Consider the following 14,194-nt stretch of genomic DNA (forward strand, 5'->3'; position numbering starts at 1 on the left):
CCCCCCCCCCACCCAACACGCGATTTTGGGGCGCCCCGGGCCGCACCGCCCCCCGTTCACCAAAAAAAATCAATTAACATAAGCGTCGTAAAACAAAAAAACCCCCCCCCACTCTTCGGGGGCGCCGGGCTCCAACTGAACGTCACTATTTCGTCGGGCTTGGGCGGCTTACTCCTCCTTCACCGGCCCGAACCGGCGCACGATCATTTCGAAGACGATGTCCGAAATCCACATGGCCGAGACGCCGATTAGGAACGCCGCGGCCAGCGTCGTGGTGTCGTCGTCCGGAGAAGGAATGGGCAGGCCGGCGGCGCGGAAATAATGCACGACCGGCAGCGTCAGATAGGCCGCCGCCAGCGCGCCGCAGATCGGCGAGGCCACCATTTCGCGGACCTTGTAGCGATGGCGCGACAAGGCCCGCAAAATGCCGCCGGACAGGCCGGCGACCAACACCGGCGCCTTGATGCCCAGGACGTCGAGCAATTCGTGCATCATGGCGTCCACCCGCACCATCTGGCACCCTGCCCGTTGAAGGCGTTCATCTCGTCGAGCTCGGGCCGGGTCATGGCGGCGACCACGGCCGCCGATGGCCGGCGCGGCTGGTTGTGGTCGCACCAGACCTGGCGCGGATTGCCGGCCGGTGCGGTTGTCGTGCAGCCGGCGAGCACCAGGCAGAGGATCAGCGCTTTGCCCATTTCTCAGCCTCCGCTCGTGCTGCCGCATCGGTCATGCCGGCGGCCTTGCGCCCTTCGGCGGCGGCCTCGCGGTTCATTTCGAGGCGGTCCTCGGCGGCCGCGACTTTTGCCTCGGCCTGTTTGACCGCCTCCTTCTTCGCCCGGTTGATGCCGCCGGCAACGTAAAGGCCGATGCCGCCCGCCACGGCAGCGAATACCGTCATGACGACCTTGTTGCCGATGATGGCGCTGAGAATGCTGAGAAGCGCTGCCATCACAAATCCTCCGCGCGGCGGCGGCGCAGGAACTCGGTCAAAACGCCGTTGATCACAAGAAACCAGGGGAACCATTCCCCCGGGATAACCGGCGAAAGAACCTGCGGGTCGACATAGGTAACGATCGTCGCGATGACGCCGAGGGCCGCCTGAAGCCGCGCCCAGAATATTGTTTCGCTGTCGCAGAAAAAGCTGTTGATCCGGGTCCACATGTCATTTCCTTCCAAACAGTTTGAGGATGGTTGATAGTTTGAGGATGGCGGCGATCAGCGCTGCCCAGAAGCCGGGCCTGGCGACAGCCACAGAAGGCGCGGAGGGCACGGCGGTCGGTTGTGGAACGGCAATTGGCTTCGCGGGATCTGGCGGGGCTGCAGGGACGATCGCCGATGACGCCGGGCCGGCAGACGGCCACGGCGTATCCTTGATGCGCGACCATTTGCGATAGGCCTCGACAAGCCTGATATCGTAGGAGTTCTTGCGGTAGCCGGCGCCGTTGTAGCCCTTGGCAAAAGCAGCCCAGTCATGGTTACGCAGATTGTCGTCGAGCCGGTTCTCGACGATGAAGTCGATCGCCGCGCCGAGCTGCAGCGCCTCGTCCGCCATCATTGCCTCGGCCATCGCCTGCACGGTAAGGAAGCCTGCCGCCTTGAAATTCTCGCCGAGGACCTGACCCAGCCCCCATGAAGCGGATTTGAGCGCCGCGGTTTCGTCGATCGCACAAGCTGCCCTGAGCCGTGGGTAGCTATCCCTGGGATAGGGCTTCTCGCCCCACTTCGGATAAGCGAGGCCGGCGGCTACCGCTTGTGCCCGCTTGGCACCCGACAGGTTGCGGTAGAAGACGTGCGGTTCAAACAGGATGACCGGCCGGCCAACGGCGTCGAAGCCGTGCCCGCTGGTTTCAACATCGAGGAACGCGTGCATCTCGTCCTCGCCGACGCCGATCCGGGCACCGAGTTTCGGCAAGTCTATATCATCGAGGCGCCTGGCGGCGCCCCTGAACGTCATGTCCATGGGCAGTCCTTTCCGCCCTCGCGGGCAAGGTTTTGAGGTTGAAAAAGCAGATGCGTGGCGGCAAAGCAGAATTGGGCGGCAGCCCGTGCCGATGTTGCCGTGGCAAGGAAGGTTGATGTTTTCGACCTGCCGTGTGAAATGGGCGCGGGATGGTGCACATGTCTGATGATGAACAAACCGCTGCGGCGCGCTGGACGGTGAAGTCCGAGCTCCGCGCCGTCGCTCGCGACAAGCCGTTGCTGCTGGTGCTGGCGGCGATCCTCTGTCTCTATTGTGCGTTTATCGCCGGACCGATCGTCTATGCGGTGCTGGCCATCAACGGCATTGCGGATTTCTTCAAATGAAGCCGGTTCCGGCGATCTCGCTCCGGTCCCGGTTCCTGCGTCTACCGCGCCCGAAATTGCTCGACCTGGATGAAATTGCTTAGCCGGGATGAAACTGTTCCCGTCTATCGTTCGTACCTGTAGCGGGTACGGGAGGACACGTGACGATAAGAATCAGGCTTCCAGGCGGGACTTTGAAGATCAAGAAAAGGGACGAGCTGCGGCGCCGCGAGCAGAATCGCGAGGTGCCGGTTTGGCAGGTCGGCAATTACTTCGTCATCTGGTGGCCGAGCGGCGTGTCCGATCGCCCATCCTCGCCCAGAAAATCCTCGCCCAGGAAATAGCCCGCGCACCAGACGATACCGACTGAGCAATGACGCCTCCGTGCGGGATCGGGAACGGCCGCGCGCGCCCAAACCTCAAGACCGCTCGACTAGTCCCAGAAATAGTCAGCGGGCAGGCATTGACTCTTCCGCAGCGGAAGGTCTCTGATGCTGCATTGCACAATGGGGTGGCGGAATCGATGGCGGTGCGTATCAGGATGCCTGGCGGCACACTGAAGGTGAAGGTGTACCGCGAATTGCGCGACCGCGAACGCGCCCGCCGCATACCCGTCGTCAAGATCGGCCGGATCTATTTCACCTGGTGGTCGAACCGCCAGCGCCTGGTTGACGATCAGTCGCCAGGGTGACGCATGAATTTTTTCGGCTGCCATGCGCCTGGGAAAGCCCGCCCCGACCTCCGCCGGCCAGCTCGCAAAATAAGTTGATGACCCTGCTGTTGACTCTTCCGCAACGGAAGGTCTCTACTTACCGCATTGCACGAAAATTGCTGCGTTGCACAACGGGAGTTGGACCGATGGCAGTGCGTATCAGGTTGCCGGGCGGCACTCTGAAGATGAAGACCTATCGTGAGTTGCGGGCCAGGGAACGCGACCGCCGCGTGCCTGTGATAAAGATGGGCTCGCTGTATTTTGTCTGGTGGTCGAAATCCCAGGACCCGCACCAGAAGCCGCAGGACAGCAGACGGTAGCGGCTGCACCGGCGGTGGGTCTGCGTCGGCGATGAACCCTAGCCGAAACCTCTCCCCCAGGGTTTCTGATCGAGTTGGCGTGCCATGTTGGTGCAACCTCGAGCGGCTCCCGATTCTTCTGACGTCCTTCGGCGATTTTCACGGCGTCTAGACTGGCGGACGCGGTCGTTCGCAAGCTTGCAAACCGCCGCCGCTTGTCGCAATAGCTAGGCCGTAAAGAGACGCATGGATGATGGAGGCTGACCTGTCTATTGCGAACAGCCGATTTCGGTTGTCGGCTCAGTTAGCCGACGAGCCACCGATCCCACGTGCAATTATTGATTCGGACCTCGAAGACGCGGCGCGGGCATTCTTCGAAGGGGTATCTGAACACCAACATTGGAAGCATTTCTTCGAGCGATCGCAGCTTTTCGCTGAGAGGGTGCGAAAGTCGCGCTTCGGCCGCAACTGATATGCCATTCGTTCCACCATTCCTCTACCGCCTAGCCGGCATCAACTCCGGCCCCGCAACGAAGCTAAGTTTGCGGAGCGTCCGCAGTTTGCGGCGAGGCAAGCATGCGATCGGCGAAGAATGCATCATCAACAGCGTCTTTTCCTTCGATCGCGCCGATGCAAAGATCACCGTTGGAAAAAGATCCTATATCGGCAAGAGCCACCTCGTGGCGGCTGAGAAGATCGAAATCGGGGATGACGTGATCATTAGTTGGGGTACCACAGTCGTCGATCACAACTCACACGCGACGGGTTGGCAAGACCGCAAGGAAGATGTCGCCGACTGGCATCAGGGAAAAAAGGACTGGTCAAAGATCACCATTGCGCCAGTGAAGATTGAAGACAGTGTTTTTATCGGCTTCAACGTCATTATTCTCAAGGGCGTAACGATCGGCAAGGGATCGGTCGTTGGTGCGGGCTCTGTCGTCACGAAAGACGTGCCGCCCTTTAGTATGGTCGGCGGTAATCCTGCAAAGCAAATCGGCGGCGCTGCTGCTAGATCAGCGACTTGAGCACAGAGCTCCGGCCATGTAGGCCATGCTGCGCATCGCCGTCTTGGGTGCAAACCTTAGAAATTCGGTCCGCAGTCTGTGTTTTACCCATCCTTTTTTTTCGCCAGCCAGGTGCTGTTCATAAGCGAGGTCGTGCGCAAAAACCTTTAGCCGTTCGACCTTTAGCCCAGACGTTTTGAGAAGGTTTTCAAACGTTTGGGTCGTGTAGAAGTTGATATGCCCATACGGCCCTGACATCCGAATGGCCTTGCTGAGATCTCGCGTATGCTCCAAAGGCACTTCAATATAGAGCTTCTCGCAGACCCGAGCCGCCTCCCTCAGAAACATCCGTTCGTGCTCGACGTGTTCGACGACGTGAATGGCAAGCCCAAGATCGAACGACTTGTCGGGATGAGGGATGTGATAGCCGTCGAATACGTCGATGCTGTCCAGTTTGGCGATTTTTCTTGCCTTGATGGCCTCGACGCCGCTCTTCGAAATCTCGACGGCGCCAAGCTTCTTACCGAGCCCCTTCCTGTTCAGCTTATCCAGCACCGCACCTTCGCCCGCGCCGATGTCAAGAATCCTGTCGAAGAATTGGCCTTGAATGACCGCTTCGATGTGCCCGACCGACTGGTTTGAAGCTATGTCCCGTTTTGCGGCTACTTTTCCATCGGCGTAATAGTCGTCATAGATGTCGATGATGCTGCCGGCATGCGCCATGGGACAATCCTCCAAGGATAGCCCCCGCCGCCCTCATCCTGCCATTGCCTGCGAATGGCGTCCAGCGTCGACTACGGCGCCGCCTACCCAGACCTCAACGAGACCCTCAATGTCGCCGTCAGGAACCGGGATTTCGCGGCTGTGTGCCGGATCCTTCGGCTTTGCGACCATGATCATTGCGCCCACCACCAGCCATTCCTCGCCCTCCTCGAGCTCGGTGATGATTTCGCCCTTATGCTGAATAGCGAATGCCATTGCTTATCCCCTTTCCGCGACTTGTTCGATGAAGCGCAGCGCATTGCCGTCATGGCCGGCATCGTTGAAATGCAAGCCCTCTTGATAGTTTCCCGAATTGATGTAGTCGAAGCCGTCGATCGGGATGGTCAGCACATTGCGCGATCGATAGGTCTGACGGATTGCGCCAAGGGCGGCATCATAGGTCCGACCGCCCGTGTAGCTTGCATCCCATGCGGCTGACGGCCGCGTCGGCGGCATCACAAGGATACGCGGTGCAGCGGCCGCTTCCAACGTGTTGATGATTGTTGCGATGTTTGCCGATATCGTGGCCGGCGGCGTGCCAAAGCTGTCATTGATGCCGAGCGCCAGGATGGGCACGATCTTGCCGCCGGCGTAGCCGCATTGAGCGGCGGCCGATGTAAGACGCGCGGTGTTGAATGACGAGAAGGCATAGCTGCCGTGTGCCGCGCGCAAGGTGCGCAGGCGCGGACGCGAGCCGGCCGCCTTGACGCCAAGCCTGATGAGCCCGGTAATCTCGACAGGACCGCCGACAGCCGTAAGAGTGTAATTGCCGCTTGCCGCCTGCCCGGTGAGCGAAGGCCCTGAATACTGATCAAGCGCCAGGGCGCCGGCGCAGTTGACGGTTTTGTACGCCGCGCCGCCGTTGAAGACAAAGGCAAGCGATCCCTGAGCGGCGTCCTGAGTGTAGTGGACGTCGACCTGTTCATAGGTGCCGGTAAACGCCAAGGACGCGCCGGCGGCGAGGATGATGCTCTCGCCGATCGGCCCGCGCGACCCTGTCAACACGCTCCCGGCGACGGTGACGCCATAGAAAGTCGGAAGATAGGTAGAGCTTGGCCGCAAAGCAGTCATGCCCGGTTCATCGTCGGCAATGCCGATATTGGCAAAACGCGTAACCAGGTTGAACCAGTGTTTCGGCCCGTCGCTGGCAAGCGCCCAATGGCCGATGCTATCGGCGATCAGGCAGAGCACATCGTTGTTGGCGATGTGTTCGGCCATCGTCGCGCGAAAGCCGTCATAGAGATTTTGCAGCGACGGCCGGCGCGGAATGAAGAAGCGCTTACTGTTGACGGCCGGCTTGCCAGGTCCCCAAAAACCGTCGCCAGATGCGGGAATGGCCGTCAAGGCGAAATTTCCAGGCGGCACATAGGGATTGGGATGAGCGCTCGCCGCGGACGCAAACAGCGCGGTCGCATCGACGACGCCGTTCGGATCGGCGTCAGCCAGCAGGTTCATGCCGGTATTGCTGGCGCCGCCGGTCAAGGCCCGGTCGGCATCGGCGAGCAGACCGGTCTTGATCGTAAAGCGGACCTCGTACCGATGCTGGGCGGACGATGCTACGGTCGCGCCATTCGACAGCGCGCCTGATTTGATCCATGCCGGGATGCCTTGCGGGTTGACGTTGTTTTGAAATTTGTAGGCGCCACCGCTGATCGCCGGATATTTGCCGGCTGGGATTGGGATACCCAGCGGGATATGAGCGACCCCGTTGACCAGCGTCACCGCATATGTGCTTAGGACATTGACCACCAACCCGCCGAGATAGTCCACTACATGAATGAGCGCAGCGCCGGCGCCAGCGCCAGCGCCAGCGCCAACGTCGACCGCTGTAATATGGCCGTCGGCCGGCGCTGGCGTCTGCATGATGACGCTGTAGCTGCCCGGAACGTCCGACCCCGTGTTGACCAGCGTCGGCCAGCCGATTTCCTGGCTAACGCCGACAGCGGAAACGAGACCGTTTGCTGTGGTATAGGCAGCACGCGCCTTGACGGCGACTTCGCCGGTGAAGGTCGCCTTCCACTGCGGACCATTTACAGCGCCTATAGTCTTGGCAGTGTGCGAGGCCGGAACCGCCGCCGTGAACCACTCGACTTCGCCGTTCGGAATTGCCCCGGCAGTGTAGTACCAGCTACCAGCGCCAGTGCGCTGGAGGCCCATGACGCTGCCGGCAGGCTTCAGGATCGAAAGCCCTGAAACAACAGACGACGGGCCGGCTGGAACGGACATTGTCTGGTCGGAAACCAGGCTAAGCGTCCCGTCGCCCTCGACGTGGGCAATAACGATGTGGGCTGTCCCCGGCACGATGCCAAATCCAAGCTCCAAGGTCGACAGATATTCATCGACCGTCGACAGCGATCCAGGCCAAAAATAGACGCTGTCGTTCGTAATCACCGTGCCGCCGACGGAACCCGTGATCGGAACGGGTCCGACGATCCTTGAGCTGATCAGGGCAATTTCCGCCGGTGACGCCCTGACGCCCGTGTCGGCCGCCACAGGCCCTGCCCCGACATTGAACAACCCCAAAGAACCTGTCGAAACTTCGGTCCAGAAATACTCGCCGACATCGACATTCCTGCCCAGCACCGCCGCGGCGGCGGCGCCGGCGAGCCCTGCCGAGGCTGCAAAGCTGAACGTCGGCGCCACCGTGTAGGAGCCCGGCGCCGTGATCAGTATCTGCGTCAGCGCCCCGCCCGCCACTACGAAGCGGCCGGCGGCGCCCGAACCGGTCCCGCCGGTAAACGCCAGGTCGAACGTGCCATTGGCGCCGCCCGAGCCTGCCGTGATCGCACCGTTGCCGACGACGCCGAAGCCGATTGCCGCGGCCGTCGTCGGGAAAATGCCCTTGCCGTAGAGCGAAGCGTCGCGTGCGGCCTGAGCGCTGATGACGGCCGCCGCGGCCGCGACGGCATCGGAATTGGTGGCAGCCCGGTCGGCAGTGGTTTGGCCGGCATTCGCGGCGGAAGCGGCGGCACTGGCGGATGCCTGGCCGGCGCTGGCTTCGGCAGCATCCTTCAGCGCCCGGGTTTCATCGCGCAGCGCTTCGACCTCTTCGACCACGTCGGTGACATCGGGCGGAACGGATGCGGCGACGGTGATGGCATCGGTGCCGACGGCCGGCTCGTCGGCCGTGAACTCGAACACGCGGCCGGGATTGACCGATCCGATCTGGGTATGGACCGTCGTGCCCCTCTGCAGGGTGCGCGTGGTGCGGGCATCGGCGGCGCGGAACCATTCGCCTGCGCTCGCCGTGTAGATGCCGTTCTGCGTCGGGTCGGCCTGGTCCTTGACCAGCACGCGGTCGCCGATTTCGGCCGGCACGCCGTCGATGGCCTGCAGGCCGTGCAGGAGGATGTCGGCCGTGGTTGCGAGGCGCACGGGTTCGCGTTCTCCGGTCAGGAGGCGAACGGCGGCAGTTGCAGGTCGGGACATGAGGGCTTGCTCCATAAAAAAAGCCCCGCATAAGCGAGGCTGGAAGGGGTTCGGTGCTGGTGTGGGAAAGCTAAGCTACGCGGCCGGACACCGCGCTATCCGGCGCAGCCGGTGTATTCACGGACGATTTTGCGGACAACGAGCAACGCGGTCCAGGGCTACAGCAATCCGCCAATGAGCCTTCTTGTCCCACCCATTGCCGCCAGCCCACAGGCCATGCCGGCGCAGTCGGCGACCCAGTCGAGGATATCCATATCGCGCGCGATCAGCTGGGCCCCCTGAAGCAGCTCGATCGCCGCGCCGGTAAGAGCGAGGAGCACGACCAGCCTCGTCTTGTGTTCCGGCCAGCCGAGGCTTCCGAGTGCCGCCAGCACCGCGAACGCCGCGGCATGGTTGAGCTTGTCATGGTGGAAGGTGAAGCCCATGTCCAACTCCTGCAGGAAGCGCACCGGCGAAAGCGCGAGCAGGAGAACGCCGGCCAAGGTGAGCAGAAAAACAATCCTTGCCATGGTCGGAAAAGTGTCTGTGCGCAACAGGTCAATCCTTCATCTGAAACAGGAGCCGAACCCAAGCACTACCGACTGAGACCGCTCTGCGATTAGCAGGCCATAAGCCAGCATCGTGACCACAATCAGACCGCTGTCCCGATGACGGCACGCTCTACCCGGACCGTCCGGCCACAAAACGGATACCGCATCACAGACTGCGGGGGTTGCATCCCTTCAGACCAGAGGCGAATACCGCCTCTAGCCAAGCTTCGAACGGGAGTCCCCAATGGCAGATCAGCGGAAACCCTGTTTTAGAGAAGGTCTCGGATATTGACAGGTGTTCCCGGCGGCAGGTCTTTCACCTTCGCGATAAGTTGGCCCATTATGTGCCAATAGACTTCCAGGTCCGACAGCTCCTGGTTTTTGATTTCGTCCTTGCCATCGAGAAACAATGGTATCTTTGTAGCCGATGCATTGGTTGTAAGCCGGTTCGGCGCCACCGGCCTCGCGCCAATCCGCGTAAAGGTTGGCGGCCAACGCCGCGTCTTCATCCTCTATGACATCGACCTCGTGGAAGGTGCGGATGTTGGCCGGCACCTGGAGCGCCTCCCCCGTGCCCGGCTCGAACATCACGACACCAAGTTCCCCTTGTTCCAGGCTTTGGCTATCGACTGCAAGCGCCGTCCCCAGCCAATCATAACCAAAGCAGGTGATCCGGCCGGTGAATTCCGGAAAACCCAGGCAGACACGTGCGTTCCAACGTGCCACGTCCTGCGCCCGGATTATCCTGTACAAACCGTGCTTGAACGAAGCGCCGCCGAACTGGCCAGCAACTCGCTCAATCCAGGCACTTTCGTATCCAGGGAGAAATTGCCGGTGTCCGCCGGCATCCTACTATCCACCGGGAAGTTTTGGCGAAATTTCTCGAACATTGCGATCTCCAATCTACCAGCCGATCAATCTGACGGTGCCTAACCTACTCTTGCCGAACGTCGAACGGCTTGATGGTAGCGGAAGGGAGACCTCGTTCATCAAACACATCGAAGACTCGCTCCGATAAGACGAGGTTAAGGTTCTTGGCTATGCCGAAGTCATCGTGACCCGCTTTCCCGCTCACCTTCAGCCACACGAAAGATGGAAGCTCTACCTCGGGCTGAAGTTCGCGGAAATCTTCGGACTTTATGACTTCAACAGGGGCGAATGTCGCTCCGGTGAAGCCGATTTCTGACAATGCGTGCGCGGCCTCTTCCGTCACGAGAAAACATGGAAAGCTTGTTATAAGAACATCACCGATCCATCCCTCCATCTGGTACACGAGCTTGCTTACGATAGGAGGGTGGACACTGGTATCCATGACAGTGCCGTCACCCAATCCTCCGGCCACATCGGGCAGAATGTCAAAGTATCTCATCATTCACCTATTGGTGGGATCGAACAAATGTCCGTACTTCTTGTCGATTTCGGTAACATAGTCAAGGACCTTCTGACGGGTGGCATGAGGGTTTTTCTTATAGAAATATTCCCACTCGCTCCGAATTACCTTCAGGTGCAAAATTATGTCGAACTCGTTCCGGGTTCCACGAAGATTCTCGATTGAATGCAACTCTTTCTCTGTAAAAAGCCCGGGATACCTTTTAAAAACTCCCTGCTCGACGCCATGATGCACTCTATAGTCGCTTTTGTTGAGACTAGGATTCGCATCGAAAAAGACTTTTCGATAGTCGTTGGATGGAGCCCACCCAACCTTCGCCCCGGCATGTTTAACTTTGGACGTATTCCTAGCAAGCATCGCAGCTAATAGCGCGGTTTCAACTGCACTGTCGGATATTTCGCCGGGTGGTGTCTTCCGGCGTGGCATTGGTGGCGAGACCGAGCGCGCAAGCGCTTGCTGGTGCCTAAGGGTTTCGGCATCGACCCCACGAACAAGTGCCTCGCCGCCTTCGACTAGGTCAGTCGGCCGCCTCGAAAATATTGAGAGTTTCTCTACCCAGGGCTTGGCAATCTTCGCCGCGGCGCGTTCCAGGGCCACGGCCGCCAACCTATCGCCAGGAATTGCGCCCGCGGCATTGAGCAGTGTTTCTTCGTAGTTGCCTTCCAGCGCTGCATTTCCAGCCTTCTCCAGTGCAAATGACGTCCCCAACGGCGTGAAGTCGGCCACCGAGATGCTGTCTTCGCCAAGCCCATTGGAGCCCACGAGTTTTTGTGCGAGACGACGCCACAGGCTCCCCCGCTCACTGTCGCCGGCTATCAATCTCCCGAGCCACTCTTGATTCGTCGGTAAGTAGTTGGTGAGTTCCGCGTTTGATACCGATCGTCCTGGCTCGACAGTGTTGGCTAAATCGAGCAGCATCATCGGGTCGACTACAGCTGCCCGGACCGACCTATCCGCGATGCTGTTATCTGTTTGGGACGCGCTGGTCTGAAACAGGTGGCTGAGCACCGCTTCGCGCGCGGCTTGATTCGGTAGCGCGGCGAACACATTGCGCAGCTCTGCGGTCTGGTCTTGCGGCTGGGCCTTGAGTCTGCCGACAATGTCCTCAGCGACAGAGTTGGGTAGCGGCTGGGCGGTCTCAAAACCCAACTGTTGCTGGGCGGCGATGGAGCCAATGATCGCCGCCCGATAGTCTCCCGGCTTCGACAGGTTGCTCCAGGCCGCATCAAGGTTCGCGAATGCCTCGCGGACATAGCCGCCCGGATCGGCCTGCCTGGCCTTGAACGTCAGGTCCGCGGCGGTGGCGATAGCGTCATGGCGCGCCTTGTCCACTTCCGGCGTTGAACTATCTGCGGTAGGGTCGGCGTCCTTGACCATGGCCCGCACAGCGTTATTCGACAGGTCGCGCATGCCGTGGAATTGACGATTAACCTCAACGGTCCTGTTGAACGCCTCGAAGCGCCTGGCGCCTTCGGTAGCGCCATAGAGAGCGACGAACTGTTCCGGCGTTGGGATCGGGCCGGAATAGGTTCCATTGTCCCTGATGTCGGCCGGCGCATTCTGCTCGGCCAGGATAATGTTTGTGCGTTTTTCGACTTGCCGCATCGCGTCGGCGGCTCGGGCCTGCTGGACCAACCCTGGCCGCTCTTCGGGGGCAATGTCGTCCCCAAAAGCCTGCGCCAACGTTTGGTCCGGCGTAAGCTTGCCTACGCGGTCACGGAGCGAAGCCGGTGCGGCAGTTCCATCCGCCGGAGGCCCACTCACAGCCTCGACGGTATCGTCCTTGGTCCTGCCGTCAGTCGCTCCCGACCCCCCACCCAGCACCTCCGCAGCGCGCTTCGGGTCCTGGGCGATCATCGCCTGGACAAGCGCCTTTGCCGCGTTGCTGCGCCAGGCGGCCTCGGCAGCTTGCCGGGCCACCGGGTTGCCCATCTTGCCGATCAGGTCGAGCCCGCTCTGCCTGATCGCCTCGAATGTTCCTATGTCGTTCGGGTCGCTTTGCGCGATCGAGCCGGTGTAGATTTGCTCGACCTTGCTCCACTCGGCCTGCTCATAATTCTGGCGCCGCGCGTGCTGCTGCGCCGCCATGCGTGCCGAGCCGGCGAGCCGCAACGCCTGCTTTTGGGCGAGGAAATTGGCGCGTTCGCCCTCCGGCACTTTCGCCGCGGTCTCGTCGAAGATCTGGTCGAACAGGCCGGGCCTGACGACGCCGTCGCTGCGCGGATCGAGCTGGCCATACATGAAGTCGTGCAGGCCGCCGCCGTCGGCCGGCGCGGTCTGCACCGCCACGGCCTCGGCGTGCGCTATGCGTGCGTTCAGCTCGCGGCCGATAATGTCGGCGTCGAACGCATCCTGCTGCTGCTTCTGCTGCCGGAAGCGTTCGGCTATCGCCGACAGCTCGTCGCCAAAGCCTTGCATGGCGGCGCCCACCGGCGAGCCGTCGGGATAGGAGGCCACAGTGCCGGTACCGAGCCGGCGCTGGGCAAGCTGGAGCGGGATGGTGGCCATCAGTAGAGGCCTCCACCCGGCGCCGGCGGGAAGGCGCTTCTGCCGAACGTCACCGCCTTGGCCGGGTCGTAGAGGCCGGAGAGGCCCGACACGAGACTGCCGCCGGCCTTGAAGATCGAGGCGCCCACCGCCTGCCTGCCGGAAAAGCGCGCGATCGCCGCCTGCGTGGCGAGACCGTTCTGGCGCAGCTGCGAGCCGTACTGGATCGCCTTGAGGTCGAGCTGGCCCTGCCTGGCATTGGCCGCCAGCACCTCTGTCGGCGAACCAGAAATGGCGACGCCCGAAGCGCCGGCCTGGGCACGCGCCTGGGCCTGCAGCAGATCCTGCTTATGGCGCTCCTGGCCCTGCTCGAAGGCCGAGCTTTGAGCGTCGGCCCGCGCCTGCTGTTCATAGGCCTTGGCCTGGTACTCGGCCATTTGCTTCGACTGCTGGCCTTCCGCCAGCGCGCCGCCGACCGAAAGCGCCGTACCGATAAGAGCTAGTGTGCACATGGTCAGCCTCGTTCGCCGGCGGGAATGAATTTGCTTTTGATGCCGCCGACCGGTGCGCCGATCGCAGGGCGCCGGTCGAGCACGCCGCTGGGGCTGAGGAAGGACAAAAGCAGCCGGTCGGCCTGGATTGCCGGGCGGCTGAGACGCGATGGCGCGGCGGCGCTCGGGCCGGCCATGGCAGTGCGCCGGATGGTGGTCAGGTTGACCTTCAGGCCGACGGCGCCGTCGGCATCGAAAAGGCCGTTGGCGGCGATGACGGCGCGGCTCAAGGCATCGGCCGCGAACAGCTCCTGGCGCAGTTGCTCGATCAGCCAGTGGACCGTGCGCCAGCGCTCGCCGAGCGCCTCGGCCTTTGTCCTGACCTCGTCGCCGGGCGCAGGCGTGGCGACGGCAGCTTCGGCGGGGGGTTCGTCCAGGGGGGCGCCAACGCGGCGCTCGTCCGCGTCCTCGATGGTTTTCTCGATCAGCGCGATTTCAGCGTTGCAGTCGTCCAATGCGGCACGCGCCGCCGTCAAATTGCCGGCGCCGAAGATCGCGTGAAACTTTTCCGTTTCCAGCTCGCCCTTGCGGGCGATCGCATCGTTGAGGTCGGTGTCGAGCAAGGCGCGGATGGCAGCGAAATCGGCAGCCGTCCGCGCCTTGCCGAGTTGCTCGGCATGGGTTGGGGTCACGGGTGGGTTCCTTGGTTGGGGAAGCGATGGAGGACGGAGCGGGTGATCTCCCCCCTCGAGGGGGAGATGGCCGGTAGGCCAGAGGGGGTCGTCTCGCGTGGAGCGCCGGCGTTCT

Annotated in this window: 21 protein-coding genes; 6 read left to right on the top strand and 15 right to left on the bottom strand. The window is 61.7% G+C overall.

Annotated features, from left to right (window positions below):
* Positions 1-168: 168 nt before the first annotated feature.
* Genes NKK47_RS30420 through NKK47_RS30440 form a run of 5 tightly spaced genes read right to left on the bottom strand, consistent with a single transcriptional unit; the run spans position 169 to position 1,960 of the window.
* Positions 169-492: a hypothetical protein gene (locus tag NKK47_RS30420; RefSeq protein ID WP_023675762.1), complete on the bottom strand. Its 324-nt coding sequence runs from the start codon at positions 490-492 to the stop codon at positions 169-171.
* Positions 492-695, bottom strand: coding sequence for a hypothetical protein (locus NKK47_RS30425; protein WP_023675761.1), 204 nt, complete (start codon positions 693-695; stop codon positions 492-494). The genes NKK47_RS30420 and NKK47_RS30425 overlap by 1 nt, the downstream gene beginning before the upstream one ends.
* Positions 680-949 (bottom strand): hypothetical protein, encoded by a 270-nt coding sequence (locus NKK47_RS30430; RefSeq protein WP_352579385.1) that lies wholly within the window; start codon positions 947-949, stop codon positions 680-682. The genes NKK47_RS30425 and NKK47_RS30430 overlap by 16 nt, the downstream gene beginning before the upstream one ends.
* A complete protein-coding gene (locus tag NKK47_RS30435; protein ID WP_352579386.1) occupies positions 949-1,161 on the bottom strand; it encodes a hypothetical protein in 213 nt (70 codons plus the stop codon). The genes NKK47_RS30430 and NKK47_RS30435 overlap by 1 nt, the downstream gene beginning before the upstream one ends.
* 1 nt (position 1,162) lies before the next feature.
* Complete coding sequence (locus tag NKK47_RS30440) at positions 1,163-1,960, bottom strand: N-acetylmuramidase family protein (protein ID WP_352579387.1); 798 nt, start codon at positions 1,958-1,960, stop codon at positions 1,163-1,165.
* A 158-nt stretch (positions 1,961-2,118) separates the two neighbouring features.
* Here NKK47_RS30440 and NKK47_RS30445 point away from each other — a divergent pair, with 158 nt between their 5' ends.
* From NKK47_RS30445 to NKK47_RS30470, 6 genes are all read left to right on the top strand, one after another.
* On the top strand, positions 2,119-2,304 hold the full coding sequence (locus NKK47_RS30445) for a hypothetical protein (RefSeq protein ID WP_352458142.1): 186 nt from the start codon (positions 2,119-2,121) through the stop codon (positions 2,302-2,304).
* Positions 2,305-2,477: 173 nt separating this feature from the next.
* Positions 2,478-2,627 (top strand): hypothetical protein, encoded by a 150-nt coding sequence (locus NKK47_RS30450; RefSeq protein ID WP_352458143.1) that lies wholly within the window; start codon positions 2,478-2,480, stop codon positions 2,625-2,627.
* Between the two features lie 179 nt (positions 2,628-2,806).
* Positions 2,807-2,974: a hypothetical protein gene (locus tag NKK47_RS30455; RefSeq protein ID WP_352458144.1), complete on the top strand. Its 168-nt coding sequence runs from the start codon at positions 2,807-2,809 to the stop codon at positions 2,972-2,974.
* 167 nt (positions 2,975-3,141) lie between these two features.
* Positions 3,142-3,315, top strand: a complete 174-nt coding sequence (locus NKK47_RS30460) for a hypothetical protein (protein ID WP_352458145.1) — start codon at positions 3,142-3,144, stop codon at positions 3,313-3,315.
* A gap of 229 nt (positions 3,316-3,544) precedes the next feature.
* Entirely contained in the window at positions 3,545-3,766 is a 222-nt protein-coding gene (locus NKK47_RS30465; RefSeq protein WP_352579388.1) for a hypothetical protein, read from the top strand.
* A gap of 1 nt (position 3,767) precedes the next feature.
* Positions 3,768-4,319, top strand: coding sequence for an acyltransferase (locus NKK47_RS30470; protein ID WP_352579389.1), 552 nt, complete (start codon positions 3,768-3,770; stop codon positions 4,317-4,319).
* Here the strand turns inward: NKK47_RS30470 and NKK47_RS30475 are convergent.
* From NKK47_RS30475 to NKK47_RS30520, 10 genes are all read right to left on the bottom strand, one after another.
* Positions 4,308-5,021, bottom strand: coding sequence for a class I SAM-dependent methyltransferase (locus NKK47_RS30475; protein WP_352452700.1), 714 nt, complete (start codon positions 5,019-5,021; stop codon positions 4,308-4,310). The two genes, NKK47_RS30470 and NKK47_RS30475, sit on opposite strands and share 12 nt — an antisense overlap.
* 33 nt (positions 5,022-5,054) lie before the next feature.
* Positions 5,055-5,276, bottom strand: coding sequence for a hypothetical protein (locus tag NKK47_RS30480; protein WP_352579390.1), 222 nt, complete (start codon positions 5,274-5,276; stop codon positions 5,055-5,057).
* A gap of 3 nt (positions 5,277-5,279) precedes the next feature.
* Positions 5,280-8,489, bottom strand: a complete 3,210-nt coding sequence (locus NKK47_RS30485; RefSeq protein WP_352579391.1) for an SGNH/GDSL hydrolase family protein — start codon at positions 8,487-8,489, stop codon at positions 5,280-5,282.
* Positions 8,490-8,647: 158 nt separating this feature from the next.
* A complete protein-coding gene (locus tag NKK47_RS30490; protein ID WP_352458149.1) occupies positions 8,648-9,022 on the bottom strand; it encodes a hypothetical protein in 375 nt (124 codons plus the stop codon).
* Positions 9,023-9,271: 249 nt separating this feature from the next.
* A complete protein-coding gene (locus tag NKK47_RS30495) occupies positions 9,272-9,745 on the bottom strand; it encodes a hypothetical protein (protein WP_352458150.1) in 474 nt (157 codons plus the stop codon).
* A 14-nt stretch (positions 9,746-9,759) separates the two neighbouring features.
* Positions 9,760-9,909, bottom strand: a complete 150-nt coding sequence (locus tag NKK47_RS30500; protein ID WP_352458151.1) for a hypothetical protein — start codon at positions 9,907-9,909, stop codon at positions 9,760-9,762.
* Positions 9,910-9,953: 44 nt separating this feature from the next.
* A complete protein-coding gene (locus tag NKK47_RS30505) occupies positions 9,954-10,391 on the bottom strand; it encodes a hypothetical protein (RefSeq protein ID WP_352579392.1) in 438 nt (145 codons plus the stop codon).
* Positions 10,392-12,917 (bottom strand): hypothetical protein, encoded by a 2,526-nt coding sequence (locus tag NKK47_RS30510; protein ID WP_352579393.1) that lies wholly within the window; start codon positions 12,915-12,917, stop codon positions 10,392-10,394.
* Entirely contained in the window at positions 12,917-13,408 is a 492-nt protein-coding gene (locus tag NKK47_RS30515; protein WP_352579394.1) for a hypothetical protein, read from the bottom strand. The genes NKK47_RS30510 and NKK47_RS30515 overlap by 1 nt, the downstream gene beginning before the upstream one ends.
* A gap of 2 nt (positions 13,409-13,410) precedes the next feature.
* Positions 13,411-14,079 (bottom strand): hypothetical protein, encoded by a 669-nt coding sequence (locus NKK47_RS30520; RefSeq protein ID WP_352579395.1) that lies wholly within the window; start codon positions 14,077-14,079, stop codon positions 13,411-13,413.
* Between the last annotated feature and the right edge of the window lie 115 nt (positions 14,080-14,194).

Origin of the sequence: Mesorhizobium sp. M0019, from assembly GCF_040323975.1 — a bacterium.
In the GTDB taxonomy this organism is placed as follows: domain Bacteria; phylum Pseudomonadota; class Alphaproteobacteria; order Rhizobiales; family Rhizobiaceae; genus Mesorhizobium.